The organism is uncultured Massilia sp. (genome assembly GCF_913773735.1).
GTDB lineage: Bacteria > Pseudomonadota > Gammaproteobacteria > Burkholderiales > Burkholderiaceae_D > Telluria.
On sequence record NZ_CAJYEB010000024.1, the window covers coordinates 24,960 to 49,823 of the forward strand.

Annotated in this window: 17 protein-coding genes; 8 read left to right on the forward strand and 9 right to left on the reverse strand. The window is 69.1% G+C overall.

What is annotated here, in order from left to right; all coding sequences use genetic code 11:
- The first annotated feature begins 209 nt into the window (after window positions 1-209).
- Window positions 210-947, forward strand: a complete 738-nt coding sequence (locus QZ749_RS12545; protein WP_296947253.1) for a hypothetical protein — start codon at window positions 210-212, stop codon at window positions 945-947.
- 89 nt (window positions 948-1,036) lie between these two features.
- Here QZ749_RS12545 and QZ749_RS12550 read toward each other — a convergent pair whose 3' ends face one another.
- Together QZ749_RS12550 and QZ749_RS12555 are read right to left on the reverse strand one after the other, a co-directional pair.
- On the reverse strand, window positions 1,037-4,153 hold the full coding sequence (locus QZ749_RS12550; protein WP_296947255.1) for an efflux RND transporter permease subunit: 3,117 nt from the start codon (window positions 4,151-4,153) through the stop codon (window positions 1,037-1,039).
- Window positions 4,154-4,164: 11 nt separating this feature from the next.
- The gene (locus QZ749_RS12555; RefSeq protein ID WP_296947256.1) at window positions 4,165-5,280 is read right to left on the reverse strand and encodes an efflux RND transporter periplasmic adaptor subunit; all 1,116 of its coding nucleotides are present in this window, start codon (window positions 5,278-5,280) and stop codon (window positions 4,165-4,167) included.
- A gap of 238 nt (window positions 5,281-5,518) precedes the next feature.
- On the opposite strand from QZ749_RS12555, the gene QZ749_RS12560 reads away from it, so the two are divergent.
- Both QZ749_RS12560 and QZ749_RS12565 read left to right on the forward strand, forming a co-directional pair.
- Window positions 5,519-7,024, forward strand: a complete 1,506-nt coding sequence (locus tag QZ749_RS12560) for a DUF1800 domain-containing protein (protein WP_296947258.1) — start codon at window positions 5,519-5,521, stop codon at window positions 7,022-7,024.
- A 28-nt stretch (window positions 7,025-7,052) separates the two neighbouring features.
- The gene (locus QZ749_RS12565) at window positions 7,053-8,285 is read left to right on the forward strand and encodes a DUF1501 domain-containing protein (RefSeq protein ID WP_296947261.1); all 1,233 of its coding nucleotides are present in this window, start codon (window positions 7,053-7,055) and stop codon (window positions 8,283-8,285) included.
- Window positions 8,286-8,434: 149 nt separating this feature from the next.
- Here QZ749_RS12565 and QZ749_RS12570 read toward each other — a convergent pair whose 3' ends face one another.
- From QZ749_RS12570 to QZ749_RS12590, 5 genes are all read right to left on the reverse strand, one after another.
- Complete coding sequence (locus QZ749_RS12570) at window positions 8,435-9,187, reverse strand: 2OG-Fe dioxygenase family protein (RefSeq protein ID WP_296947263.1); 753 nt, start codon at window positions 9,185-9,187, stop codon at window positions 8,435-8,437.
- A 156-nt stretch (window positions 9,188-9,343) separates the two neighbouring features.
- Window positions 9,344-11,386: a TonB-dependent receptor gene (locus QZ749_RS12575; RefSeq protein WP_296947266.1), complete on the reverse strand. Its 2,043-nt coding sequence runs from the start codon at window positions 11,384-11,386 to the stop codon at window positions 9,344-9,346.
- Window position 11,387: 1 nt separating this feature from the next.
- On the reverse strand, window positions 11,388-11,885 hold the full coding sequence (locus tag QZ749_RS12580; protein ID WP_296947268.1) for a DUF6702 family protein: 498 nt from the start codon (window positions 11,883-11,885) through the stop codon (window positions 11,388-11,390).
- On the reverse strand, window positions 11,885-14,314 hold the full coding sequence (locus QZ749_RS12585) for a M1 family metallopeptidase (protein WP_296947270.1): 2,430 nt from the start codon (window positions 14,312-14,314) through the stop codon (window positions 11,885-11,887). Before QZ749_RS12585 ends, QZ749_RS12580 begins: the two co-directional genes overlap by 1 nt.
- A gap of 213 nt (window positions 14,315-14,527) precedes the next feature.
- Window positions 14,528-16,873: a M1 family metallopeptidase gene (locus QZ749_RS12590; protein ID WP_296947272.1), complete on the reverse strand. Its 2,346-nt coding sequence runs from the start codon at window positions 16,871-16,873 to the stop codon at window positions 14,528-14,530.
- A gap of 415 nt (window positions 16,874-17,288) precedes the next feature.
- Here QZ749_RS12590 and QZ749_RS12595 point away from each other — a divergent pair, with 415 nt between their 5' ends.
- The gene (locus QZ749_RS12595; RefSeq protein WP_296947275.1) at window positions 17,289-18,494 is read left to right on the forward strand and encodes a diguanylate cyclase; all 1,206 of its coding nucleotides are present in this window, start codon (window positions 17,289-17,291) and stop codon (window positions 18,492-18,494) included.
- Window positions 18,495-18,572: 78 nt separating this feature from the next.
- Here the strand turns inward: QZ749_RS12595 and QZ749_RS12600 are convergent, their stop codons facing one another.
- Both QZ749_RS12600 and QZ749_RS12605 read right to left on the reverse strand, forming a co-directional pair.
- On the reverse strand, window positions 18,573-19,412 hold the full coding sequence (locus tag QZ749_RS12600) for a phytanoyl-CoA dioxygenase family protein (protein WP_296947277.1): 840 nt from the start codon (window positions 19,410-19,412) through the stop codon (window positions 18,573-18,575).
- Between the two features lie 25 nt (window positions 19,413-19,437).
- Window positions 19,438-20,493, reverse strand: coding sequence for a hypothetical protein (locus QZ749_RS12605; RefSeq protein WP_296947280.1), 1,056 nt, complete (start codon window positions 20,491-20,493; stop codon window positions 19,438-19,440).
- Window positions 20,494-20,626: 133 nt separating this feature from the next.
- Here QZ749_RS12605 and QZ749_RS12610 point away from each other — a divergent pair, with 133 nt between their 5' ends.
- The 4 genes from QZ749_RS12610 to QZ749_RS12625 all read left to right on the forward strand — a co-directional run bounded on the left by QZ749_RS12610 (window position 20,627) and on the right by QZ749_RS12625 (window position 24,856).
- Window positions 20,627-21,157 carry a DUF3828 domain-containing protein gene (locus QZ749_RS12610; RefSeq protein ID WP_296947282.1) on the forward strand — a complete coding sequence of 177 codons (531 nt, stop codon included), beginning with the start codon at window positions 20,627-20,629 and terminating at the stop codon, window positions 21,155-21,157.
- A gap of 133 nt (window positions 21,158-21,290) precedes the next feature.
- Window positions 21,291-22,811, forward strand: coding sequence for a hypothetical protein (locus QZ749_RS12615; RefSeq protein ID WP_296947285.1), 1,521 nt, complete (start codon window positions 21,291-21,293; stop codon window positions 22,809-22,811).
- Window positions 22,808-24,331, forward strand: coding sequence for a hypothetical protein (locus tag QZ749_RS12620; RefSeq protein WP_296947286.1), 1,524 nt, complete (start codon window positions 22,808-22,810; stop codon window positions 24,329-24,331). The genes QZ749_RS12615 and QZ749_RS12620 overlap by 4 nt, the downstream gene beginning before the upstream one ends.
- 42 nt (window positions 24,332-24,373) lie before the next feature.
- Window positions 24,374-24,856, forward strand: coding sequence for a hypothetical protein (locus tag QZ749_RS12625; protein WP_296947290.1), 483 nt, complete (start codon window positions 24,374-24,376; stop codon window positions 24,854-24,856).
- Window positions 24,857-24,864 lie beyond the last annotated feature (8 nt).

The window sequence follows — 24,864 nt, forward strand, 5'->3', positions numbered from 1 at the left end:
GATAGCAATCGCATCGACGGAACCTTTGAGAACTTGCATGGTCAACGTTCATCAGACTTGACCCCGTGCACTGTCCAGATGGGTCCGTTGATGTAGCGCAGCCCGCTCTCGCGCCTTCGTTTTGTTTCGAGGGGAATACGGCAAGAATGTGGTGATGGTCGAGTTTCGGTCTACTACGCGTTGCTCACACTTTTTACGAGGAATTCATCATGGATAATCAAAAATCGAACGAAGCAAAAGGCAGCACCATCGGTTCGGGCTCGAGCATTGGCAAGGACAGCAACCTGGGTAACCAGGGCAAGGACAACCTGTCGTCGGTGAGCGGTTCGGGCAACCTGGGCAGCACGGGCGCCGCAGGCAGCCTGAGCAAGAGCACCCAGATGAACCAGGGCAAGGACCAGCAGACGCCGGCCGGCTCGACCATCGGCTCGAGCATCGGCTCAAGCACCGGCTCAAGCACCGGCTCAAGCACCGGCGGCGCCACCTCGAGCATCGGCTCGACCGGCAGCCAGAACAGCCAGAGCGCGTCGGCAGCGACCGGCTCGGGCACCGGCGGCGATGCCAAGGACCTCGGCGCCAAGGCCGACGACAAGGTCAAGGAAATCGGCAGCCAGGTCGACGCCAAGGCGCAGGACCTGCACCAGTCGATCGACAAGGCCGCCGACGCCGCCAAGCCCTACGTCGACAAGGCCGTCAACAGCGTGCAGCCGGTCGTCGACCGCCTCGCCACCACCGCCCATGCCGGCGTCGACAAGCTGCAGGGCATGCTGAGCGGCGCCAGCCTGAACCTGGGCGAGCGCCAGCAGCAGCTGACCGACGCCTACGGCAAGTGGAAGGAAGCCAGCTTCGACTACGTGCGCGAAAAGCCGGCCACCGCGCTGGCCATCGCCGCCGCCGCCGGCTTCGTGCTGGCCAAGCTGCTGGGCGGTTCGCGTCGCGACTACTGATCCATCGGCGCCGCCAGGCGCCCGCGCTCACGAAAAAGCCGGCTTCGCGCCGGCTTTTTGTCGTGCGTTCCCGGCGCGCGCCGCTGCGCCTACTTGACCGCGCTCTCCTCGCTGGGCGCCGCATGCCGCGCCGGCTTGCGCATCTTGCCGGCCATGCGGCCGAACCAGTGCTCGATGTCGTCCACGTAGGTGAACACGGCCGGCACCACCAGCAGGCTCAACAGCGTCGAGGTGATCAGGCCGCCGATCACGGCGATGGCCATCGGCGCGCGGAAGCTCGGGTCGCCCGACAGGCCCAGCGCCAGCGGCATCATGCCGGCGCCCATCGCGATCGTGGTCATGACGATCGGGCGCGAACGCTTGTGGCAGGCGTCGACCAGCGCGTCGAAGCGGTTCATGCCGGCCTTGCGCGCCAGGATCGCGTAGTCGACCAGTAGGATCGAGTTCTTGGTCACGATCCCCATCAGCATGATCAGGCCGATCATGGTGGGCATCGACAGCGCGCTGTGGGTCAGCAGCAGCGCCACGAACGCGCCGCCGATCGACAGCGGCAGCGCGGCCAGGATCGTCACCGGCTGCAGGAAGTCGGTGAACAGGAGCACCAGCACGCCGTAGATGCACAGCACGCCGATCAGCATGGCCAGGCCGAAGCTGGCGAACAGCGCCTGCATCTCCTGGGCGTCGCCCAGTTCCGCGATCTGCACCGAGGCCGGCAGGTTCTTCAGCGCGGGCAGCGCGCGCGCCTCGGTGTTCACCTCGCCCAGCGAGCGGCCGTTCAGTTCCACGTCGAGTGTCACGTTGCGGCTGCGGTTCAGGCGGTCGATCTGGGCCGGGCCGCTCTCCACCGTGATGTCGGCCACGTTCGCCAGCAGCACCGGGCCGTTCTTGCCCGGCACCGTCAGGCGGCCGATGGCGTCGAGGTCCGCGCGCACGGCGTCCGGCAGCTTGACGCGGATCGGCACCTGGCGCTCCGACACGTTCATCTTGGCCAGCACCTGGTCGTAGTCGCCGGCCGTGGCCACGCGCACCGTCTCGCCGATGCTGGCGGCGGTGACGCCCAGGTCGGCCGCGCGCGCGAAGTCCGGGCGCACGATGATCTCGGGGCGCACCAGCGAGGCGCTGGACGTGACGTTGCCGATGCCGTGCAGGCCGCGCAGCTCGCGCTCGGCCTGGCGCGCGGCGGCGTTCAGCGCCACCGGATCCTCGCTGCGCAGCACCAGCTGCATCTTGACGCCGGTGTCGGGCGGACCGACGGTGAAGCGCGCGCCGGGAATGTCGGCCAGGCGCGCGCGCACGGCCGACTCGATGGCGGCCAGCGAGGCCTTGCGGTCGTCGCGGTGCACCGTGGTCAGGGTCAACACGGCGCGCCGCGCCTCGGCCGCCGCGCCCGGCGCGAAGGCGTCGCCGCTGGAGCCGCCGCCGATCGAGCTGAACACGCCCTTGACGAGCTTGTCCTGCATGACGGCCAGGCGCACGCGCTCGGCCACGGCGCGCGTCTCCGCCAGCGTGGAGCCGGGCGGCAGCTCGACGTTGATCTGGGTCTGCGAGCGGTCGGCGGCCGGCACGAAGCCGGTCGGCAGCAGCGGCACCAGCGAGATCGAGCCGACGAAGAACAGGGCCGCGGCGAGCATCGTCAGGCCGCGGTGGCGCAGGCACCACTGCATCGTGCGCATGTAGCGGCGCATCAGCGGGCCGTCCTTTTCCTCGTGGTGGCGGGCGGGTTTCAGGAAGTAGGCGGCCATCATCGGCGTGAGCAGGCGCGCGACCAGCAGCGAGGCCAGGATCGCCAGCACGGCGGTCCAGCCGAACTGCTTGAAGAACTTGCCGGGGATGCCGCTCATGAAGGCGGTCGGCAGGAACACGGCCACCAGCGAGAAGGTCGTCGCGATCACGGCCATGCCGATCTCGTCGGCCGCTTCCAGCGCGGCCTGCATCGGCGTCTTGCCCATCTTGAGGTGGCGCGAGATGTTCTCGATCTCGACGATGGCGTCGTCGACCAGCACGCCCACCACCAGCGCCAGCGACAGCAGGGTCACCATGTTCAGCGTGTAGCCGAACAGGTACTGGCCGAGGAAGGCGGGGATCACCGACAGCGGCAGCGCGGCCGCCGCGACGATGGTGGCGCGCCAGTCGCGCAGGAACCACCAGACCACCAGCACGGCCAGCACCGCGCCCTCGTACAGCATCTCCATCGAGGCGTCGAAGTTTTCCTCGACCGGCGCGGCGTTGTCGATGGTCTCGCGCAGCACCACGTTGCCGTGCTTGGCCTGCAGCTCGGCGACGGCCGCGCGCACGCCCCGGGCGACGTCCATCTCGCCGGCGCCGCGGGTGCGGAAGATCTCGAAGGCGACCACCGGCCGGCCGTCCTGCTCGGCGATGGCGCGCGGCTCGGCGACGGTGTCGCTGACCCGCGCGATCTCGTCCAGGCGCACGCGCCGGCCGTCCGGCAGCGGGATGTCCATGGCCGCCAGTTCCTGCGCCGTCTGGACGGTGGCCAGCGTGCGCACCGACTGCTCGGCGCCGCCGACGTCGCCGCGTCCGCCCGGTTCCTCGCGCTGCACGTTGCGCATCTGGCGCGACACGTCCAGCGCCGACACGCGCAGCGCCGCCATGCGCTCGGCGTCGAGCTCGATGCGCACCTCGCGGTAGACGCCGCCGACGCGCTTCACCGCGCCCACGCCCGGCACGCTGAGCAGGCGCTTGGACACCGTGTTGTCGACGAACCAGGAGAGGTCCGGCTGGTCGAGCGCCGGCCTGCCGCCGGCGTTGGCCGCCGCCGCCGTGAAGGTCAGGACGACGCGGCCGGCCGTCGTGGTCTTGGTGACGCTCGGGTCGCGCATCTCGGCGGGCAGGTCGGCGCGCACGCGCGCGACGGCGTCACGGACGTCGTTGACGGCGTCCGACAGGTCCTTCTCGAGGATGAACTCGACGGTGACGGTGGCCACGCCGTCGAGCACCTTGGTGTAGATGTTCTTGACGCCCTGCAGCGTCGCGACCGAGTCCTCGATCTTGCGCGCGACCTCGGTCTCCAGCTGGGCCGGGGCGGCGCCGTCGAGGGTGGCGCTGACGGTGACGATGGGCAGCTCGATGTCCGGGAAGTCCTGCACCTTGTTCATCTTGAAGGCCAGCAGGCCGGCCAGCGTGAGCAGGGCGAACAGCATGATCGCCGGGATCGGGTTGCGGATCGAGAGTGCGGAAAAGTTCATCGGGTCCGCCTTCAGCGTTTCGCCACGGGGGCCGGGGCGGCGGCGACGTTGCGTACCAGGTCGCCGTCGTTCAGGAAGCCGGCGCCGCTGGTCACGACCGGGGTGTCGGCCTGGATGCCGCCGACCACCTCGATGCGCTCGCCCAGCCGGCGCCCGGTCGTCACCTTGACCTGGCTGACGCGGCCGTCGGGGTTCAGGCGGAACACGTAAGCGAAACCGTCGCGCACGACGATGGCCTGCTGCGGCAGCGTCAGCGCGCCCGACTCGCCCAGCGCGAAGCGGCCGCCGGCGAACATGCCGGCCTTGAGCGGCGCGTTGGCGTCCAGCGCCGGCGGCAGGTCGACGTAGACCAGCGCCACGCGGCTCTGGCCGTCGACGGTCGGCGCCACCGTGCGCACGGTGCCGGTGACGCTGCCGCCGGCCGGGGTGCGGATGACCGCCTTCAGGCCCGGCCTGAGGCGCGGCAGTTCGGCCGCCGTGACTTCGGCGCGCCATTCCAGGCGGCCCTGGCGGATCATGCGGAACAGTTCCGTGCCCACGCCCGCCACGGCGCCCACCGTGGCGTTGCGCGCCGAGATGATGCCGCTGTCCGGCGCCACCACCTGCGCGTACTTCAGGCGCAGGCGCTGCTGGTCGCGCGCGGCCTTGCTCGACGCCACGCGGGCGTTGGCGGTGCGTTCGGTGGCGAGGTACTGGGTGATCTGCTGCTCGCTCAGCGCGCCCGAGCTCCGCAGCGCCAGCGCGCGCTTCGCATCCGCCGCCGCCGCGGCCGCATTGGCCTCGGCTTCCTGCACGGCGGCGTCGGCCTGGGCCAGGTCGGCGTTCACGGTGGCCGGGTCGAACACGGCCAGCACCTGGCCCTTCTTGACGACGTCGCCGACGTTGACGCGCACTTCCTGCAGGCGCAGGCCGTTCGATTCGCTGCCGATGACCGCTTCCTGCCAGGCGGCGACGTTACCGTTGGCGGCCAGCGTCAGCGGCAGGCGCGCGGTTTCCGGACGCGCCGTGGTGACGGTCAGCGCGGGGCGCACCGGCGTCGCCTTCTTGTCGTCGGCGGCGCGCCCCGTGGCGAAGATGCCGGCGCTGCCGGCCAGGACGATGAACAGGACCGGCAGGGCGGTCCGCATGCGATTGCGAGCTGGTGTCATGGATCGGAAGATGGATGGCGATCGGGGCAGGAATAACCTGCAGGAATCGAAACTGCTAGAGTGTAACAAACCGCGCGGCCCGCACCACATCGCGTATGGACGAAGGTGAGTCGGGGCAGTCGGCATCGTTACAAATCCTTACGTCTGTAATGGTGCGATGCTGGTTAAGCTCATCGTTCCGGGTTTAAATGAGTCCACTTCCCAGGAGCATCCCGCCATGATCCGCCGCGCCGCGTTCCTCGTTGCCGCCAGCCTCGTCATCGGTTCCGCCGCCAGCGCCCCGGCGCCGGCGCCTGCCGCGCCGCAGCAGGCCACCGCGCCGGCGCCGGACTGGCAGGCCGTCCACGTCCTGAACCGGCTGGCGTTCGGCCCGCGCCCCGGCGACGTCGAACGCGTGCGGCGCATGGGCGTGCAGGCCTGGATCGCCGAGCAGCTGCATCCGGAGCGGATCCCGCTGCCGCCGGACCTGCAGGCGCGCCTGGATGCGCTGGAGACGGTCAACCGCAGCGCCGGCGACGCGCTGGCCGAGTTCCTGGAGCTGCGCCGCGACGCGCGCATGGACGGCGAGCAGGCGCAGCAGGCGCGCCGCCAGCGCCAGGCCCAGGTCGCGCGCGAGGCGGCCGAGGCGCGCCTGCTGCGCGCGATCGACAGCCCGCGCCAGCTCGAGGAAGTCATGGTCGACTTCTGGTTCAACCATTTCAATGTCTTCTCCGGCAAGGGCATCACGCGCGCGCTGGTGGCGAGCTACGAGCGCGACGCGATCCGCCCCTACGCCCTCGGCACGTTCCGCGACCTGCTGGGCGCCACCGCGAAGCACCCGGCCATGCTGTTCTACCTCGACAATGCGGTGTCGTCGGCGCCGCGTGCGGAGGCGAAGGGCAAGGCCGCCGGCCTGAACGAGAACTATGCGCGCGAGCTGATGGAACTGCACACGCTGGGCGCGGACGGCGGCTACACGCAGCGCGACGTGACCGAGCTGGCGCGCATGCTGACCGGCTGGACCTTCGACCAGCGGCGCCTGGCGCGCACGGGCGAGACGTTCCGCTTCGACGAACGGCGCCACGACCAGGGCGCCAAGACCTGGCTCGGACGGGACGTCGCGCCGGCCGGCCAGCGCGAAGGCGAGCAGGCGCTGGACGTGCTGGCCGTGCATCCGTCCACGGCGCACCACGTCAGCTTCGAACTGGCGCAGTACTTCGTCGCCGACGCGCCGCCGCCGGCGCTGGTCGAGCGCATGGCGGCCAGCTGGACGGCCAGCGGCGGCGACATCCGCACGGTGCTGGCGACGCTGTTCGCCAGTCCGGAATTCATGGATGCCGCCAGCGCGGGAGCCAAGTTCAAGACGCCGTACCAGTTCGTGGTATCGGCGGCCAGGGCAAGCGCGGTGCCGGTGGCGAACGTGGGACCGCTGGTGAGCACCATGAGCCAGCTCGGCATGCCGCTGCACGGCTGCCAGACACCGGACGGGTACAAGAACACGCAGGACGCGTGGCTGAACCCGGACGCGCTGACGCGGCGCATCACGTTCGCCACCGCGCTGGCGTCGGGCAGGATGCCGCTGGCGGGCGCGCCGCCGGCATCGGCGCCGCCGCTGGATGCGGCGGCGCTGCGGTCGACGCTGGCCGCGGCGATCTCGCCGCGCACGCTGGACGCCGCGCGCCGTCAACCGGACACGCTGCAGGCGGCGATGCTGCTGGGCAGTCCGGACTTCATGCTCAGGTAGGGTAGGCGTTAGAGGAGAAAGGCACATCATGCGACGCAGGGATTTCCTGAACACGCTGGCGCTCGGCGCCGGCCTGGCGCTGCCGCTCGGGTCCCACGCCTGGGCGGCGGCGGGCGACACGCCCACCCGCAAGAAGCTGGTGGTGGTGATGCTGCGCGGCGCCGTCGACGGCCTGAACGTCGTGGCGCCGGTCGGCGACGAAAACTACCTGCGCCTGCGCCCGACCATCGGCCTGGCGCTGCCCGGCATGGAAGGCGGCGCGCTGGACCTGGACGGCTACTTCGGCCTGCATCCGGCGCTCGCCGCGCTGCAGCCGCTGTGGCGCGGGAACAAGCTGGCCTTCGTGCACGCCAGCGGTTCGCCGGACGCGACGCGTTCCCACTTCGACGCCCAGGACTACATGGAATCGGCCACGCCCGGGCGCAAGAACACGCCGGACGGCTGGATGAACCGCCTGGTGGCGGCGCTGCCCGGCACCTCGACGCCGAGCCGCCTGCTGGGCATCGGCCCGGTGCTGCCGCGCATCCTGGCCGGCGGCGCGGCGGCGGTGAACCTGCCCAACGTCGCGGCCGCCGGCAAGCCGGACGTCCTCGACCGGCCGGCGCTGGGCGCCGCCTTCGACCAGCTGTACCGCGACCATCCGCGCTTCGGCCGCGCCTATGCCGACGGCCGCGCGGCGCACAAGGAAGTGCTGCAGGCGGCCGAGACCCCGGAGATGCTGGCCGCCGACCGCGGCGCGCCGCTGCCGAACGGCTTTCCGGACGATGCCGCGCGCCTGGCGGGCCTGATGCGCAACGATCCGCGCATCCAGCTCGCCTTCGTCGCGCTGGGCGGCTGGGACACCCATGCCGGGCAGGGCGCCGCCACCGGCCAGCTGGCGAACCGCCTGGCGCCGCTGGGCCAGGGCCTGGCCGTGCTGGCCGAGCGCCTCGGCCCGCTGTTCGACGACACGGTCGTCGTGGTGATGTCGGAGTTCGGCCGCACGGCGCGCGAGAACGGCAACGGCGGTACCGACCATGGACACGGCAATGTGATGTGGGTACTGGGCGGAAAAGTGCGCGGCGGGAAGGTCTATGGCGACTGGGAAGGCGTCGCCGACGGTGCGCTGAACGAAGGACGAGATTTGCCCGTCAATACCGATTTTCGTTCGGTGCTCGCACAAATTGCGGAAGAACATTTGATTTTGAACGACAAGCAACTCGTCCAGGTCTTTCCCGCAGTGCCGCAAAAAGCACTCTCGTTCAAACTGGTGGCGGCATGAGTGTCACTCTGGCACGACAGAATCCGACTACGTAGTTCTACGGTATTGCACTGCACAATAAATAGGGATATATTGGAACCGTCTCCTCCAGTTTTTCTCCGAAAAACCTGGATTCGGCCCGCAACGAAGGTTGCGGGCTTTTTTTTTGTTCAGGCGCCCGTTTCCACGTCGTCGCCCTGGAACGCGCCCGCGCGCCAGGTCAGCACCAGCGTGTCGCGGTGCCCGCCGCCTTCGGCCAGCGGCTGGATCGGCGTCGATTCGTGGATCACGGCCGCGTCGTCCAGCAGCAGCAGCGTCCACGGCTCGGTCATGGTGAAGCGCAGGCCCTTCGGCCCGTCCGCCTCGAACACGCGCGATTCGCCGCCCTTGATGTTGGCGCGGTCGATCAGGATCACGGCCACGAAGTCCACGCCGTCGCGGTGCGCGCCTTCCGGGGTCGGGCGGCCGATGCCGTCGGCGGTATCGATGCGGAACTGGTGCGCCTCGACGTACCAGGTCTGGCGGCCCTTCGCCTGCGAGCACACGCTGCCCAGCGCGCGCAGCAGCTTGTTCCACGCCGGCTGGGCGACGGTGCCCGGTTCGACCGGCACGAACAGGCGGTGCATGCCGCCGTGCAGGGCGTTGTACTCGACCGGCTGCCAGTGCGCGCGGTGCGGGCTTTGCACGAGCGCGTCGCCGTCGTCGACGAAGCAGGAGTGCCGGCGGCGGCGGTAGCGGCCGCCGTCCTTCAGGTAGTTGTCGAGTTCCAGGTGGTCCCAGCTCGGCACGAGGGCATGCAGTGCGTCGAGGGAACAGCCGGACAGCGCGGCCAGGTCGCGCGGGGCCAGCAGGGCATAGCCATCGCCGCGCAGCGCGTCGACGAGGCGGGCGGGATCGGTGTAGGGAGGTTGCGGTGTCGTCATCCCGTTAGCGTAGCACCTTTTGCCGCGGGCGGTGGCGGTGGCGGGGGGGGCGGGGGTGGTGCGCACGGGGTGCGCACCCTACGTTTCATGGCGCGGGCTGAACCCAAACCCCCGTAGGGTGGGCACCCCGTGCCCACCAACCGCATGCCTACCCGCTTAAAAATTCTTGATGAGGGTAAGCCGGAACGACCGCGATTCGATCGGATGGAAATGGATGTCCTCGCGCGCCTCCGCTTCGCCGCGCAATTGCGAAGCGTAGTAGTAGTCGATCGCCGAGACCTTGCGGTTGGTGAGGTTGAAGCCTTCCAGTTCCAGGCGCAGGTCCTTCGCCAGGCGGTAGCCGATGCGCCCGTTCAGCGTGGTGCTGGCCTGCGAGCGCACGCTATCGTCCTCGACCAGCGGACGCGGGCCGAAGTAGCGCAGGCGCAGCGCGCCTTCCCAGGCGCCCAGCTGGCTCACCGTCAGCGCCACCTGGCCCACGCCCTCGACGGCGCCGGGGATGCGGTCCGCGCCCTCCGCCACGCCGCGCGAGCGGGCATGCGCGAAGGCGGCGTCGACGTCGACCGACAGCCATTTGAACGGCTTGTAGTAGTTCGAGAATTCGATGCCGTAGCGGCGGCTCGGCGGCCCTGCCTCGGTATTGCCGGCATCGCCGATATAGGTCAGCTCGGAGTCGAAGTCGAGGCGGTACAGCGAGATCGCGGTCTGGTTCTTCGGCACGATCTCGGTGCGCAGGCCGACTTCCATGCCGCGCGAGCGCACCAGGCCCGGGGTGCGCTCCACCGCGTCCAGCGTCTTCGGATCGACGGTCGCGACGGTGCCGCGCGCGTCGTTGCTGTGGAAGCCCGTGCCATAGTTGAAGTACAGCTCGGTGTCGCGCCACGGGCCGAGCGCGACGTTCAGCGACGGGCTCGCCAGCGCGTCGTCGGCCTTGCCGGAATTCTCCGGGCGGTCGCCGCGCACGCGGAAGTCGTAGCGGTCGGCGCGCAGGCCGACGGTGCTGCGCAGCCACGGCGTCCAGCGCGTCGCGTTCTCGATCCAGGCCGCGTAGCTGGTTTCGCGGATGTGGTCCTGGCGCGTGATGTCGAGCGGGCGCCGCGCCGCCGTGTGCAGCAGGGCGTTGAAGATATTGTCGCTCTGCGCCTGCGCGCCGACGGTGATGTCCGAACTCAGGGTGTCGCCGCGGTGCGCGTGCCAGGTGTGGATGGCGTTGACGCCGCTGGTGACGCGCCGGTCCGGCTGGGCGAACTGGTCGCCGTTCACCGGGTCGTCGAGAAAATAGGTGAAGTTCGACCACAGGTCGAGCTGGTTGCGGATCACGTAGGCATTCACCTTCGATGCCGTATCGGCCGTGGTGCGGCGCCATACGCCGGACAGGCTGTAGCGATGGGCCTGGCCGCCGTCGGTCGGGTCCACCAGGCCGAAGCGGTCGATGCTGCCGTCGGCGACGGCGCGCGCGGGAATCTGGTCGGTCGCGTTCCACTTGCCGCGGTAGGCCATCGCCGTGACGGTCCAGCCGTTGTTGGCGTAGCCGCGGCTGTAGCGCAGCACGGCGTTCTGCTTGCGGTAATCGTCGCCGCGCGTGAACGGGCCGTCGTTGTGCAGCAGTTCCAGCGCGTAGGTGAGGGCGCCGCCCCAGGCGTCCGTCGATGCCGCCAGCGCCGCGCGGCCGTAGCCGTTCTGGCCGCCGCTGAGGGTGGCCACGTTGCGCACCAGGCGGTTCGCGTACGTCACCGAGGCGCTGCCGGCCGAGGAAAAATCGCCGGTGCGCGGCGAGTACGGCCCCTTGCCGTAGTCCAGGCGCGCGGTCAGTTCCGGCATCAGGAAGTTCAGGTCGGTCCAGCCCTGGCCGTGCGCATGGCTGCGCTGGTTCACCGGCATGTCGTCGACGAAGGTGGCGAGGTCGGTGCCGTGGTCGAGGTTGAAGCCGCGCAGGTAGAACTGGTTGGCCTTGCCTTCCCCGCTGTGCTGGCTGGCGATCAGGCCGGGCGTGGCTTCCAGCAGCTCGCCGGGACGGTAGACGGTGCGCATCTCCAGTTCCTTCTGGCTGACGCTGCCGGCGTTGGCGGAATCGGCGATGCCCAGCATGCTGCTGCGCGCGCCCTCGACCAGCACGCGCTGGATCACGGGGTCGTCGGCAAGGGCAGGGGCGTGGATGAACAGCGCGGCCAGCGCGCAGGGAATGATACGTAATTGCATGTCAGCGGATCGGAAGTTCGGTACGGTTCGCGGTGAAGGCGAAGGTGCGCAGGTCGCCGCCCGCGCTGAAGTTGACGGTGTTGACCTGGTCCGGCAGGAAGTCGACCAGCACGGCGTTGTGGATGAGCGCGACCCGCTCGGCGGGCGTGCGCGCGGCTTCCTGGAAGATCGTCACGCTGTCGGTGTCGACGGTGACGCCGACCCAGTCCAGGGCGATGCGCTTGCCGTCCTTGTCGGCCAGCCAGAACAGCTTCTCGACGTACTTGCGCAGCACGGCCTGGTCGTCCGGGTTGGACAGGTCGAACTGCTGCTGGTACAGGTTGGCCAGCAGCGCCTCGACGTCGTGCGCCATGTAGGTATGCACGACCTCGAGGTTGCCCGTATGCGCGTTGAAGCTGATGTCGGCGATGCCGGCATGGAAGCGGTGCGCCGGCGCGAGCGGGCTCGCGCCGGCAAGCAGCGCGGCCAGCGCGGCGTGCAACAGGGTGCGGCGCCGCATCACTCGACCGCCTTGCCCGCCTCGACGGCCTGTTCGGCGGCCCTGGCGGCTTCCTTGGGATCCTTCTTCGGCTTCAGCTTCTCGGCGTAGTCCTTCATCATGTCATCCTGTGCCTGCTTCGACTTGAACAGCTCGAGGCGCGTCGGCACCGCCTTGCGCGGCCAGCTGTTGTTGAACGTGTCGATGTCGGCGGTTTCCAGGTACGGGTCCTGGACCAGGCCGACCATCGGCTCGTCGGTGACGATCAGCTTGGTGATCTTCCTGGGAGAGTAACGCCAGACTTCGGCCGGGATGCGTTCGATATATTTCTTGCCGCTTTGCAGCTGGATTTCCAGCACCAGCGGCATGACGAGGCCGCCCAGGTTCGAGAAGTCGACCAGGTACAGGTGCTTGCCTTCCTTGAGCAGCGCCTTTTCCCAATCCTCCAGGCCGTCGACCGTCTCGGTATAGCGGTTGCGGTCCTTGTTGGTGACGGTGAAGTCGTCGTGCGCGTTGTAGAAGTCCTTCAGCTCCGGGTGCGCATCGACGCGGCGCGGCAGCGTCCCCTGGTTGCGCTGGTCGGTGACCGAGACCGGCTGGGCGTCCTTCTGCGCGCGCTGCCAGGCCTTTTCCGTTTCCGGATCCTTCGAGCCGACCGTGTATTCGGTGATGCCGTCCACGCTGATGTCGACCGCGTCGGTGGTGTAGAACCAGCCGCGCCAGAACCAGTCGAGGTCCGTGCCCGAGGCGTCTTCCATGGTGCGGAAGAAGTCGGCCGGGGTCGGGCGCTTGAACTTCCAGCGCTGGGCGTATTCCTTGAAGGCGAAGTCGAACAGTTCGCGGCCCAGCACCGTCTCGCGCAGGATGTTCAGCGCCGTGGCCGGCTTGGCATAGGCGTTGCCGCCGCGGTTGGTCACGGATTCGGAATTCGTCATGATCGGCTGCTGGTTGCGGCTCTTCATGTAGTCGACGATGTTGCGCGCTTCGCCGCGGCGCGACGGGTAGTGTTCTTCCCAGCGCTGCTCGGCCAGGAACTGCATGAAGGAGTTCAGGCCTTCGTCCATCCAGGTCCACTGGCGCTCGTCCGAGTTGACGATCATCGGGAAGTAGTTGTGGCCGACCTCGTGGATGATCACGCTGATCAGGCCGTACTTGACGTTCTTCGGATAGGTCAGCGCGCCGGTCTTCTTGTCCTTGGTGGGGCGGCCGCCGTTGAACGAGATCATCGGGTATTCCATGCCGCCGACCGGGCCGTTCACCGAGATCGCCACCGGATACGGGTAGTCGAACGAGTAGGTGTTATAGCTGTCGATCGTGTGGATGATGGCCTGGGTCGAATACTTTTCCCACAGCGGATTGCCTTCCTTCGGGTAGTAGGACATGGCCAGCACGTCGGTCCCGCCCTTCTTGAAGCCCTGCGCGTCCCAGATGAACTTGCGGCTAGTGGCGAAGGCGAAGTCGCGCACGTTGTCCGCCTTGAAGCGCCAGGTCTTGCTGGCCGTCGCGCGCCGCTTCTCGTTGGCCTCGGCCTCGGCCTGGGTGACGATCATGACCGGCTGCGCGGCCGTGCGCGCGCGCGCCAGGCGCTCGCGCTGGGCGCCCGTCAGCACCGCGTCCGGGTTCTGCAGCACGCCGGTGGCGGCGACGATGTGGTCGGCCGGCACCGTGATCTCGACCTCGTAGTCGCCGAACTCCAGCGTGAACTCGCCGTCGCCCAGGTACTGCTTGTTCTGCCAGCCGTGGGCGTCGTAGTAGGCGGCCATGCGCGGGAAGAACTGGGCGATCTCGAACAGGTCGTTGTTGTCCTGGCCCTCCTTGTCGAAGCGCTCGAAGCCCATGCGCCGGCCCAGCACGTTCGTCTCGGGCACGTTGAAGCTCCACGCCATCTCGAACGCGAAGCGCTGGCCGGGCTTGAGGGGCTGCGGCAGGTCGATGCGCATCATCGTCTTGTTGATCGCGTGGGCCAGCGGACGGCCGGACGTGTCGGTCACGCGGGCGACCTTGAAGCCGCCGTCGAACTTGCGGCTCTCGACCAGGAAGCGCGCCGCCTCGAAGTTCAGGCCGGCCTGTCCGCCGGGCGTGGCGGCGGTGCGCCAGGCATCGCGCGACGGGTAGCTCGAGATGTTGCGGTTGTCGGAATCCGCGCGGAACATGTTCTGGTCGAGCTGGATCCACAGGTAGTGCAGCGTGTCCGGCGAATTGTTGTGGTAGGTGACCGTCTCGCTGCCGCTCACGGCGCGCTTCGCCTCGTCCAGCGTGACGCGGATGCGGTAGTCGGCGCGCTGCTGCCAGTAGGCGTGGCCCGGGGCGCCGGAGGCGGTGCGGGTCTCGGTCGGGGTGGGGAGCAGCTCGTCGAGCTGGCGGAACTTGTCGTCGAAGGCCTGGGCGGCGGCATTGCTCAGGGAGGACGCCAGGGTCAGGGCGGCGAGGGCGATCGGGAGGTGTTTCATGTGGGCTTGATGGAGGAAAACAGCAGCGGGTGGGCACGGTGGCGCACCCTACGGTGTTGCAAAAGTTCGTAGGGTGGACGGGTTCCCCGTCCACGCGGTGATACGCGCCGTGCGATCCCTCGATAAGGAAAACGACGCCGCATCAGACATATCGGCCATGCCGACGACGGTCGAACGCGTGGACGGGAGACCCGTCCACCCTACGCGATGCGCTTACTCGGTCTTCTGGGCTTCGGTGTCCGCGGCCTTGTCCTTGGCGGCGTCCTTGGTCTTCAGCTTCTCGTTGAAGTCCTTCATCATGTCGGGCTGGGCGCGCGAGGTCTTGAACAGCTCCAGGCGCGACGGGGTCGCCTTGCGCGGCCAGCTGTTGTTGCTGACGTCGGTATCGGCGGTTTCCCAGTACGGGTCCTGGGTCAGGCCGACCATCGGCTCGTCGGTGACGATCAGCTTGGTGATCTTCTTCGGCGAGTAGCGCCAGACTTCGGCCGGAATGCGTTCGATGGTCTTCTTGCCGCTCTGCAGCTGGATCTCCAGCACCAGCGGGGTCACGAGGCCGCCCAGGTTCGAGAAGTCGACCAGGTACAGGTGCTTGCCTTCCTTGAGCAGCGCCTTTTCCCAGTCCTCCAGGCCCTCGACCGTCTCGGTGTAGCGGTTGCGGTCCTTGTTGGTGACGGTGAAGTCGTCATGCTCGTTGTAGAAGTCCTTCAGCTCCGGATGCGCATCGACGCGGCGCGGCAGCGTGCCCTGGTTGCGCTGGTCGGTGATCGAGACCGGCTCGGCGTCCTTCTGGGCGCGCTTCCAGGCCTTTTCCACTTCCGGATCCTTGGAACCGATCGTGTATTCGGTGATGCCGTCCACGCTCACGTCCACCGCGTCGGTGGTGTAGAACCAGCCGCGCCAGAACCAGTCGAGGTCCGTGCCCGAGGCGTCTTCCATGGTGCGGAAGAAGTCGGCCGGGGTCGGGCGCTTGAATTTCCAGCGGCGCGCGTATTCCTTGAACGCGAAGTCGAACAGTTCGCGGCCCAGCACAGTCTCGCGCAGCACGATCAGCGCGGCGGTCGGCTTGGCGTAGGCGTTGTTGCCGAACTGGAGGACCGATTCCGAGTTGGTCATGATGGGCACCTGGTTACGGCTCTTCATGTACTCGGCGATCACGCGCGGCTCGCCGCGCGACTGCGGATAGTGCTCTTCCCAGGCCTGCTCGGCCAGGTACTGCACGAAGGAGTTCAGGCCCTCGTCCATCCAGGTCCACTGGCGCTCGTCCGAGTTGATGATCATCGGATAGTAGTTGTGGCCCACCTCGTGGATGATCACGCTGATCAGGCCGTACTTGGTGCGCTTGGAATAGGTGATCTCGCCGGTCTTCTTGTCCTTGGTCGGACGCGGGCCGTTGAACGAGATCATCGGGTATTCCATGCCGCCGACCGGGCCGTTCACCGAGATCGCCACCGGGTACGGGTAGTCGAAGGAATACTTGTTGTACTCGTTGATGGTGTGGATGATCGACTGGGTCGAGTACTGGCCCCACAGCGGGTTGCCCTCCTTCGGGTAGTAGGACATCGCCAGCACGTCGGTGTCGCCCTTCTTGTAGCCCTGCGCGTCCCAGATGAATTTGCGGCTCGACGCGAACGCGAAGTCGCGCACGTTCCTGGCCTTGAAGTGCCAGGTCCTGGTGCCGCTCGCACGGGTCTTTTCCTTGGCTTCGGCTTCGGCCTGCGTGACGATGACGACCGGCTTGGCGGCCGTGCGCGCCTGCTTCAGGCGGTCGCGCTGGGCCGCGCTCAGGACGTCGCCCGGGTTCTGCAGTTCGCCGGTGGAGGCGACCACGTGGTCGGCCGGCACGGTCACCTGCACGTCGTAGTCGCCGAATTCCAGCGTGAATTCGCCCGAGCCCAGGAACTGCTTGTGCTGCCAGCCGTACACGTCGTAGTAGGCGGCCATGCGCGGGAACCACTGGGCGATCTCGAACAGGTCGTTCTTGTCGTCGAATTTCTCGTAGCCCGAGCGGCCGCCCAGGATCTTCGACTCGGTGATGTTGTAGCTCCAGTCGATGCCGAAGGCCAGGCGCTGGCCGGGCTTGAGGGGCTGCGGCAGGTCGATGCGCATCATCGTCTTGTTGATGACGAAGTGCAGGGGGCGGCCGCTGCCGTCCTTGACTGCCTTGATGTCGAAGCCGCCCGGGAACGTGCGCGCCTCCAGGGTCGTGCGCAGGGCGTCGAACTTCACGCCGGTTTCCGGCGTCTGGCCTTTCCAGGCGTCGCGCGAGGGCAGGATGGCCGTGGTGCGGGCATCCGAGCCCGGCTTGTAGATGTTCTGGTCGAGCTGCACCCACAGGTAGGTGAGGGTGTCGGGCGAATTGTTGTGATACGTGATCGTCTCGGAACCGGTGATCGTGCGCTTGTCCTCGTCCAGCGCGACGCGGATCGCGTAGTCGGCCCGCTGCTGCCAGTAGGCATGGCCCGGGGCGCCGGAAGCGGTACGGATCGTCGTCGGAGTCGGAAGCAATTCGTCGAGCTGGCGGAACTTGTCGTCGAAAGGTTCTGCCGCGATTGCAGTCATCGTGAAGCACAGTGCTGCCAGGCCGATCGGCAAACGTATCATATCTACCCTGTATTTATGGTTGAAATAAAGAAAATATTCTAGTCTTGCCTCCCAAAAATAAGCATCTTGATTTGTAACAAGGCTGTTACAAATAACCCGTGCTAGTGAAAAGCGAATTTTTTCGGTACGCGGCGGCGATCGACAAACTTATATATGTCTATACCACCCGAATTTGTTGCTTTTTGGATACGCTCACCGTGGCGATATTGCTACTAACAAGTATTTGCCACGTTGACCACTTATAAGTAAACGTTGCCCGATTATAATTTTTCGTCTGATAAGACACGCCAAGGTATTTTCTTTATAGCAATAGTCTTATACTACTGAAATCGTCATTGCATAGTTGATACGCCGAGCGGCGTGAGGGAAAAGGATGGATGCGTTCACACTCGTCGTGGCCGCCGCACTGGCGAGCACGATCATGGCCGGCAGCATGGTCCTCCTGTATCTCGCCAGCTCGCGCCAGGTGTGCCTGCTCGACTGGACGCTGGCCGGCGCGTTCTTTGCGGCCAGCAATATCATCGCCGCCGTGTCCATGCATGGCGGCATCGCCCATCCCCTCGTCCCCGGCCTCGGCAATACCCTGCACCTGGCAGGCCAGTTCGGCATGCTCGCCGGCGTGCGCCGCCACCTGCGCCTCAAGGCCGGCTGGGGCGCCTTCGCCGTCCTGGCGGCGCTGGTGCTGGCCGCGCACACGCTGACCTTCATCCAGGCATCGGTACTGCATCGCATGACGCTGATGGGACCGCTCATCACCGCCATCAACCTCGGCACCGCCTGGCTGTTGTGGCACCGCAGCGACGGGGCGGGGCGCGTGGCCTACGTGCCGCTGATCGTCCTGGAACTGTTGTCGGCGCTGCAGATGGCGGTGCGCAACGGCCTCGTGATCTTCTACGACGGGCAGCTCCCGGGCGGCCTGGGCGGCCAGTTCCTGCAGACGAGCGGCGCGCTGTCGATGCTGGTGTTCCTGTCGTTCGGCGCGATGTCGTGCGCGCTGATCGTGGCCCAGCAGCAGACGCTGGCGCTGCGCCGCGCCTCGCTGACCGATGCGCTGACCGGCTGGCTGAACCGGCGCGCGCTGCACGACATCGCCACGCGCGAATTCCGCCGCTGCCGCCGCACCGGCGCCCCGGTCCATTTCATCACCTTCGACGTCGACCATTTCAAGGCCATCAACGACCGCCACGGCCACGGTGTGGGCGATGCCGCGATCTGCCACATCACCACGCTGTCGGCCGGCGTGCTGCGCGGCTACGACGCCCTGTTCCGCATCGGCGGCGAGGAATTCGCGGTGCTGCTGGCCGGCGCCGCGCCGGACGCCGTGCGCGGCATCGCCGAGCGCCTGCGCGAACTGGTGGCGCATGCGCCGCTGGTCGCCGACGGCCACGTGGTGCCGATGACGATCAGCGTGGGCGTCGCCGCGCTGGCGTCGTCCGACCAGAAATGGGAAGACATCCTGCGCCGCGCCGACGAGGCGCTGTACCACGCCAAGCAGCATGGCCGCAACCGGGTCAGCGTGCACGGACGCGACGTGCCGGAGCGCGGTCAGGTGTTGCGGTTGCAGGTGGTGGGGGCCTGACGCCGGGCAGCCGCGCCGCGGCGCCGGCCGGGTACCGGCGCGCGCAGGGCGGCCGCCGGCACGGCATTGCGCTTGCGCTCAGTCGAACCCGCGCACCGGCAGGGTCGCATCGCGCTGGATCCAGTTGCGCGCCGAGTACGCGGTGCGCGCATCCGTCACGTGCAGCGTGAACGCATGGCGCGACACCGTCGATCTGTTCGGCGCGCTGTAGTGCGGCAGCAGGCCGTGGAAGCAGACCAGGTCGCCGGCCTTCGCTTCGAGCGGCACGGCGGTGCTGTCGTCGGGCCAGGGCGTGGCGTCCAGCTTTTCCATCGTGATGCGGTCGCCGTCGCGCAGGAAGCGCTCGCGCAGCGGCGTGCGGTGGCCGCCCGGTTCGACCCACAGGCAGCCGTTCTCGATGGTCGCGTCTTCCAGCGCGAACCAGAACGTGGTCACGCTGATCGGGGTGCTGTCGAAGAAGGTGGCGTCCTGGTGCCAGCGCACCTCGCCGCCGATGCCCGGCTGCTTGAAGATGTACATCGATTGCCAGACCTGCGGCTGCTCCAGGCCCAGGTCGCGCGCGACCGCGGCCAGGCTGGCGTCGCGCGTGAAGGCTTCGAAGACCGGGTCGAGGTCGTGCATCGCGTGGCCGATCTTGTTGATCGACAGGGCCTTGGCCTGCCTGAGCTGGCCGTCCGGGCCGAACGCTTCTTCCTCGAAGAAGCAGCGCACCGTGTTGTCCGAACCGAGGAACCAGGCGTCGCTGGCGCTCATCTGGTTCTGCGTGGTGAAGATGGAGCGCGATTCGCCCGGGTCGAAGGCGTCGACGATCTCGCCGGCGCGCCGGCGCAGCGCGGCGATCTGGTCGAGGTCCTTGAAACCGGGGATGACGATGTAGCCGTCGCGCTGGTACCGGTCGCGTTGTTCTTGCGTCAGCATGGATACTCCTGTCGATATGAATGGTTTACGTGGCCATGGCCAGGTCCGGCGCCACCGTCCAGGCGCCGTCCGCGTACACGCGCTCGCCGTCGAGGTACACGGCGTCGGTCACGACGAACACGTCGATGTGGTAGCGCGCATCCTTGCGCTTGAAGCCGGGCTTGGCGTACACGCCGTGCTTGGCGCCCAGCGACAGGTGGATGCCGCACATGCGCTCGTAGGTGCCGATGTCGTCCACGCGGCGCGCGCGCGTGAAGGCGCGGTTCATGCCGAAGCCCAGCTCGCGCACCCAGACCTCGCCCTCGTCGCGGCGGATGATGTCCAGCACTTCCTGGAACGCCGGCGTGACGTTCTCGGCGTCGACCACGCGGCCGCGCTCGATGACCAGCGTCACCGGCGTGTCCGGGCGGTTGACCAGGTAGGCGGTGTCGCCGAACACGTGCACCTGGGCGCGGCCGTTCACGGCTTCCAGGTCGCGCGCCTCGGTAAACACCTCGCCGATCGGGAACTGGCCGCCGCTGTTGGCCATCGCGCGGTAGTCGCCCACGTTCAGCTTGGCGCTCTCGAACGGCGAATCGAATGCCAGCACCGCGCCGCCGCCGTGCACCTCGCCGCGCGCGGCACGGTCGATGCGCGCCTTGAGCGCGTGGCCGACGCCGCGGAAGTACACGGGGTCGTAGGCCAGCGCCTCGATGTAGTGCTCGCCCTGCAGGCCCGGCATGCGCGCCAGGTGCACGTGCTCGATCACCTTCAGGCCCAGCTTGAACAGTTCCACGCGCAGGCGAAAGCCGTCGAGGCGGAAGTTGGTCGACTGCACCAGCACCACCAGGTCCTGCGGCGCCAGCGTCGCGAAGGTGTCCAGCACGTCCTGCGGCGCCACCGCGTCGAAGTCGATGAAGCGGGCGTCGGGCAGGTTGCGGCGGTAGCCCTCGACCAGGGCGCGCGCCAGCGCCGTGCGATCGTCGTGGACGACCAGCGCGCGCCGGCCGGGACCGTGTTCGAAGGCGATCGCGAGCACGTCGCGCAGGTGGGCGGCGGCGGTGTCGATGGCGGCGGCGGAGAGGGCGTCGGTGGTGGTCATGGCGCGGCGGGCGGTAACGAGCCCGTCATTATAAGGCAGCGGCGCGCGGTGGCGTACCCCGCCGGCGCCCTTGCGGCAGCGCAGGGACCACGGGCCGGCTTTGCGGCACAGTCAGCCTGTCAGGAGCGCCATCATGTTGATTCATAAAGGAAATTTCCTCATCGTTAAGCTGGCGGCCACCGTGCTGGTCGCGCTGCTGGCCTGGTGCGCCACCGCCGCGCCCAGGGCGGGCCCCGTCGCGCCGGCGGCGCCGGACGCCGTCGCGGTGGCATTCTACGGCTGGTACCTGGACACGCTGGCGGCCGACCAGGATCCGCTGTCCGACCGGCGCGAACGCTTCGCCGTCTACGTCGCGCGCGACCTGGAAGCGCGGCTGGCGCAGCGCCTGCGCAGCGGCGGCGTCCCCCAGGCCGATTACTTCCTGCAGGCCGCGCACTACCACGCCGACTGGCTGCGCCGGCAGGTGCACGCCGTCACGGTGCGCCAGCGCAGCCAGGGGCGGGAGCGGCTGGCCGACGTGATCGTCACGCTGGGCGCCGGCGGCGAGTCCACGCGCACGCTGGCCTTGTCGATGGTGCTCGAGGACGGCCTCTGGAAGATCCGCCAGGTCGATCCCGCGCGCGACGGGTCCCTCGAAAGTTCCGCCGAACAGTCCGTCATTTGATCCCCGCAGCACAGCCACGCGCTACTCCGTGAACGGCGCGCCGTATGCTTGACCGCGGCGCTATGATTTCAATAGCACAACGATCCGCAACACGAGGCGGACCGTGTCCGATTGACGATCATTGGTGGAGCGCATGGCATACAGATGGGAAACGCCGACCAGCACCTGGCTGGAGCGCGAAGCGGGCGGCGGCTACGAGCTCGCCGCCAGTAGCGGCCTCGGCCATGTCGACTGGCAGGCCGCGGTGGTCGCGCGCGGCCGCCTGGCCGACTGCGCCCGCCTGCTGGGCGCCTCGCTGCCGCTGGCGTGCGCCCATGCGCCCGTCTATCCCGACGGCTTCGCCTTTTGCCCGGAATGCGGCCAGCCCCTGCAGCGCCTGGACGGGCAGGGCATGGCGCGCACGCGCCAGCCCGAGTGGTGGGGCGCCTGGGCCGACCCGCTGCTGCCGCGCCACGTGCCGCATGGCCTGCCGGTGACGTCGCTGGCGCTCGGCGACGGCCTCGAGGAACGCCCGCCCGCGCCCGCCGTGGGCCGGTGCGACGCCACCCTGCCGGCGCCGCCGAACGCCCATTGCGTGTTCGCCGCCGCCAGGTTCGGCTTTCCCGAACCGCGCCTGCTGGCGCTGGCGCCGGGGCGCGGCGTGCTGCAATACCTCGATCCGCTGGCGGGCGCATGGCACGTCCTGCTGCCCGAGGAAGGCGCGGCCGACCTGGCGTTTTCCGCCTCCGACTACGGCTGGCTGCCGGCCCCCGACCTGGCCGAAGGCCGCCGCGGCGAGGTCGGGCTGGTGCCCACGGCGCGCGGCCTGGTGCGGCTGTGGATCGACCCGGTCGGCGAAACCTGCCGCACCGAGACCGTGCTGGACGCGCCCGTCGTCGCCGCGCCCGGCGTCATGCGGCGCCATGCCGCGTGCCTGGTGCGCAATGCGGCCGGCGGCCTGACGCTGTACACGCTGGACGCCGCGCCTTCGGCCGCACCGGCGCCCGGACCGGCCTACGATTGCGGCGCGCTGCCGATGGCGGGCTGGACCCGGCCGGTGGGCTACGACGGCCAGCTGTCCTGGCTGCACGGCGAGGGCCAGCTCGTGTGGCGTCCGGGCGCCGCGCCGCGCTGGATCCCCTGGCCGGACACCTGGCTGCCCAGCCTCGACCTGGGCGGGCCGACGCTCTCGCGCGACGGCCGCATGTGGCTGATCGGGCACGACGGCGGCGCCTATTCCTTCCTCGAACTGGGCACGCCGGCGCCGCAGCGCATGCCGGTCGACGGCGCGCGCCTGGGCTTCGCCAACCTGCTGTTCCGGCGCGGCCATCCGGTCGTCGACGAGCCGTGGTCGGCAGAGCACGTCGAGGACCAGCGCGAGGACGATACCCTGGTGCTGCCGCTGCTGCGCGGCTTCAACAACAACCGCGCCCAGCCCAGCGGGCTAGTGCTGCGCTTCCACCAGTACACGGGCCGCGCCGAGGACGCGCTGGCCGGCCGCGCGCTGCCGCGCACCACGGTCGAGTGGATCGGCCGGCGCAACGTGATCCTGGACGAGGTCGTGCGCCTGGCGCGCCCGCTCGACTGCGTGCCCTTCGTCTACGCCGGCCGGCTGTGGCTGCACCATCCGGACTGGAACCGGATCCGCGGCTGGAACCTGGAAGTCGCGCCGTGAACCGGACGCCGTCGCCATCGTCGTGGATGCGCCGGCGCCGGCTGGCGCCGGCGGCCGTCGCGCTGGCCGCGTCCCTGCTCGCGGCGCCGGCCGCGCGGGCGCTGCCGCAGGTGGTGCTGGTGCAGAACTCGGGCTGGATGGAGCCGTTCTACACCGACCCGAAGTCGCCCTTCAAGCCGCTGGTGGCGGCCCTGGCCGGCAGCGTGGCGCAGCCGGGCGACGCGCTGGTGCTGGCCGCCTTCAACCAGTCGCGGCCCGATGCGCCGTCGCCGCGCGCGCTGCTGTCCGAGCAGGTGGACCCCGGCACCGGCGCGCGCGTGCGCGCGGCGCTGGCGCAACTGGACACGGCGCAAAAGCCGGGCGGGACGGCGCTGGCCGACACCGACCTGGGCGAAGCGGTCGACGCGGCCGTCAACCGCGTCCTGCAGGGCAGGCCGGGCCTGGTCTGGCTGGTCACCAACAACCGCAACAGCCCGAACAACGACCCGCGCACGTTCGAGCGCAACCGCGAATTCTATGCGCTGATCCACCGCGGCCCGGCGATCGCCAGGGCGCTGGCCTTCCCGCTGCGCATGCCGGTGCAGGGCGCGCACTACCGCGCCAACGGCCTCATGGTGTACGTGTTCGCGGTGGGCGCGCAGGGCGCGCACGCGCTCGACCGCCTGCTGGCCGAGGGACGCGTCCAGCGCGTCATCACCGAACCGCCGGCGCGCCTCAAGCCGCTGGACCGCGACACGGTGCGCCTGGTGCCGCGCAAGGTCGAGGATGCGCCGGGCGTGGCGTTCTCGATGGATGCCAACGGCGTGCTGCGCGCCGACGTCTCGCCCGAGGCGCTGGAACCCTTCGCCACCGTGCGCTGGAGCCTGGAGAACACGATCTATCCGTACACCATCGCCAGCGCCAGCATCGGCGCGCGCTCGGTGCTGGACGGCGACAACCACCGCATCGTGCTGGAGAACGGCGACGTCGAGCGCCTCGCGCCCGGCAAGACGGCGCCGCTGGCCTCGCGCATGCAGCTGCCGGTGGCGCGCCTGCCGGGCAAGTGGTCGCTCGACGCGCTGCGCGCGGCCGGCTCGGCCTACGTGCTGCCGGGCCGCATCGAACTGCACCTCGAGCGCCAGAAGCTGGAACTGTCGCAGGCCTTCCGCGCGCGCATGGCGGCGCTGTTCCCGGGCGATCCGCTGCCCGACATCTTCACGCCGCCGGCCGAGGTGCAGGCGTCGACGGCGCAGCTGCCGATCGAAGTGCGCGTGCACTACGGGACCGGGCCGCTGGTGGCGGCGCTCGGCGCCGCGCTGGCGCTGCTGGCGGCCGCGGGCGGCGCGGCGCTGGCGTATGCGCGGCCGCGCCGCGTCGACCTGACGGTGGAGGACGAGCCGCGCACGATGCGCGCCCGCGCCGGCAGCGTGCAGCCGGTGTACGACAAGGCGGGCAACCAGGTGGCGCGCCTGAAGACGACATTGTTCGGCCACGAGCTGATCGACCTGCGCGAAGGCGCGCGGGTCCGGCTGGGCCGTTGATCAACCCTATCCAAGGCAGCAGCCACGCAGGAAGGATGGACCATGCAGCAAGCACAGCACCCGCAGTCCCCGCAGCCCCCGCAGCCCACGTCGACCGATCCCGGCTTTCGCCTGCCGGCCCAGGACGCGACGACGCCGCAGGATCCGCTGCCGCGGACGACGCCCGACACGGCGCGCATGCCGGTCGAGATCGCGCCGGGCGGCGCCACCAACACCAGCGCGGCGCCGCTGCGCGACACCTCGGCGCGCGACCTGGCCATCGGCGGCACGGCCATCGTCGTGCTGCTGGTGATTTACGTCTTCGTCCGTAACGCCTACGTGCACCACCTGGTGGTGCGGCGCGTGGCGCCGTCGTCGGCCGGCAGCGCGGGCTGGCTGCTGTTCGTGGGGCTGTCCTTCCTCTCCGCCGCGGCGGTGCTGGCGGTGGTCAACGCGAGCAAGTACCTGACGCTGGCGGTCACGGGACCGCTGGTCGCGGTGGGCGTCGTCGCGCTGGTGGCGGCGCTGTTCGTCGGCCGGCGCTGAACGCCCAT

Coding starts and splice junctions, on each gene's coding strand:
- QZ749_RS12545 (WP_296947253.1), top strand. CDS start 210: ATGGATAATCAAAAATCGAACGAAGCAAAAGGCAGCACCATCGGTTCG.
- QZ749_RS12550 (WP_296947255.1), bottom strand. CDS start 4,153: ATGAACTTTTCCGCACTCTCGATCCGCAACCCGATCCCGGCGATCATG.
- QZ749_RS12555 (WP_296947256.1), bottom strand. CDS start 5,280: ATGCGGACCGCCCTGCCGGTCCTGTTCATCGTCCTGGCCGGCAGCGCC.
- QZ749_RS12560 (WP_296947258.1), top strand. CDS start 5,519: ATGATCCGCCGCGCCGCGTTCCTCGTTGCCGCCAGCCTCGTCATCGGT.
- QZ749_RS12565 (WP_296947261.1), top strand. CDS start 7,053: ATGCGACGCAGGGATTTCCTGAACACGCTGGCGCTCGGCGCCGGCCTG.
- QZ749_RS12570 (WP_296947263.1), bottom strand. CDS start 9,187: ATGACGACACCGCAACCTCCCTACACCGATCCCGCCCGCCTCGTCGAC.
- QZ749_RS12575 (WP_296947266.1), bottom strand. CDS start 11,386: ATGCAATTACGTATCATTCCCTGCGCGCTGGCCGCGCTGTTCATCCAC.
- QZ749_RS12580 (WP_296947268.1), bottom strand. CDS start 11,885: ATGCGGCGCCGCACCCTGTTGCACGCCGCGCTGGCCGCGCTGCTTGCC.
- QZ749_RS12585 (WP_296947270.1), bottom strand. CDS start 14,314: ATGAAACACCTCCCGATCGCCCTCGCCGCCCTGACCCTGGCGTCCTCC.
- QZ749_RS12590 (WP_296947272.1), bottom strand. CDS start 16,873: ATGACTGCAATCGCGGCAGAACCTTTCGACGACAAGTTCCGCCAGCTC.
- QZ749_RS12595 (WP_296947275.1), top strand. CDS start 17,289: ATGGATGCGTTCACACTCGTCGTGGCCGCCGCACTGGCGAGCACGATC.
- QZ749_RS12600 (WP_296947277.1), bottom strand. CDS start 19,412: ATGCTGACGCAAGAACAACGCGACCGGTACCAGCGCGACGGCTACATC.
- QZ749_RS12605 (WP_296947280.1), bottom strand. CDS start 20,493: ATGACCACCACCGACGCCCTCTCCGCCGCCGCCATCGACACCGCCGCC.
- QZ749_RS12610 (WP_296947282.1), top strand. CDS start 20,627: ATGTTGATTCATAAAGGAAATTTCCTCATCGTTAAGCTGGCGGCCACC.
- QZ749_RS12615 (WP_296947285.1), top strand. CDS start 21,291: ATGGCATACAGATGGGAAACGCCGACCAGCACCTGGCTGGAGCGCGAA.
- QZ749_RS12625 (WP_296947290.1), top strand. CDS start 24,374: ATGCAGCAAGCACAGCACCCGCAGTCCCCGCAGCCCCCGCAGCCCACG.